At 71.4% G+C, this 1,168-nt stretch carries 3 pseudogenes; 1 reads left to right on the top strand and 2 read right to left on the bottom strand.

From position 1 onward, the window contains the following. Nucleotides 1-382: pseudogene (locus A5714_RS21915) on the bottom strand (hypothetical protein); the annotation flags it as partial. Next, nucleotides 382-861: pseudogene (locus A5714_RS21910) on the bottom strand (diaminopimelate decarboxylase); the annotation flags it as partial. The pseudogenes A5714_RS21915 and A5714_RS21910, both read right to left, overlap by 1 nt. Before the next feature lie 3 nt (nucleotides 862-864). On the opposite strand from A5714_RS21910, the pseudogene A5714_RS21905 reads away from it, so the two are divergent. Beyond that, nucleotides 865-1,168 (top strand): annotated as a pseudogene (locus A5714_RS21905) (hypothetical protein); the annotation flags it as partial.

Genomic DNA, 1,168 nt, shown 5'->3' with positions numbered 1-1,168 from the left:
ACGTGGCACCGATGTGGCCGACCGCGAAGGTGATCAGCAAACCCATGCTGCGCCAGAGCATTTCCCCCAGGGCGAGCAGGCATACCAGCCCCGGCAGCCACAGGCACAGCTCACCGCCGTCGTCGACGAACGCGCTGCCGATCAGGGTGCCCAGATGCCCGCGCGCCAGATTGTGCAGGTTGGTGCTCATGCGGCTGACGGCGACGTGGCGCGCGTGCGGACCCAGGGCGTTCAGGCCCGCGTAGACCGCGATCAGCAGGACCGCGTACGCGGAGGTGACGCGCAGCGACGCCGCGCCGCCCCAGGCCCGGGTGGGCGCGTCCAATCGCAGCGTGGTTGCGCCGCGGCTCGCCGCGTCGCGGACGGCGCCCAGCGACACCATCAGTCACCACCCGATCCCGGCCAGCCGCTGTCGCGGGCCAGGAGGTCGCTGATGGTCTCTCGGCGCACCAATTCGCGGGACCGCCCGCCGGACACCCCGACGAGCGGCGGTCGACCGACCATATTGCGGCTCGATCCCACCGAGTGGTGATAGGCGCCGGTGCACGCGATCGCCAGGAGATCGCCCGGACGGATGTCGGCGGGCAACTGGACGTCGCGCGCGATCTCGTCGTCGGCGCCGCAGTCGCGGCACACGACCGTGACCTGAGCGGTCGCCGAAGGCTGATGACGATTCGCCAGCGCGACGGTGTATTTCGTGTGTTGCACGGCCTCGCGCGGGTGATCGATCCCGCCGCCGTCGACCGCGACGAAGGTCCGCCCGCCCGGGCCCCGCTTGACCGTCACCACCCGGCACAGGGTGATCCCGGCTCGCGCCGCGATCGCCCGCCCCGGCTCGATGACCACCCTCGGCCGGGGATAGTCGTGGTCGGCGCGGCGTCGCTGCGCGTCACCTCCGCGTACGCGGTCCTGCTGATCGCGGTCTACGCGGGCCTGAACGCCCTGGGTCCGCACGCGCGCCACGTCGCCGTCAGCCGCATGAGCACCAACCTGCACAATCTGGCGCGCGGGCATCTGGGCACCCTGATCGGCAGCGCGTTCGTCGACGACGGCGGTGAGCTGTGCCTGTGGCTGCCGGGGCTGGTATGCCTGCTCGCCCTGGGGGAAATGCTCTGGCGCAGCATGGGTTTGCTGATCACCTTCGCGGTCGGCCACATCGGTGCCACGT

It is taken from the genome of Mycobacterium sp. E2462 (assembly GCF_001672685.1).
Classification (GTDB): Bacteria; Actinomycetota; Actinomycetes; order Mycobacteriales; family Mycobacteriaceae; genus Mycobacterium.
This window is presented reverse-complemented; position numbering and strand designations above follow the sequence as displayed.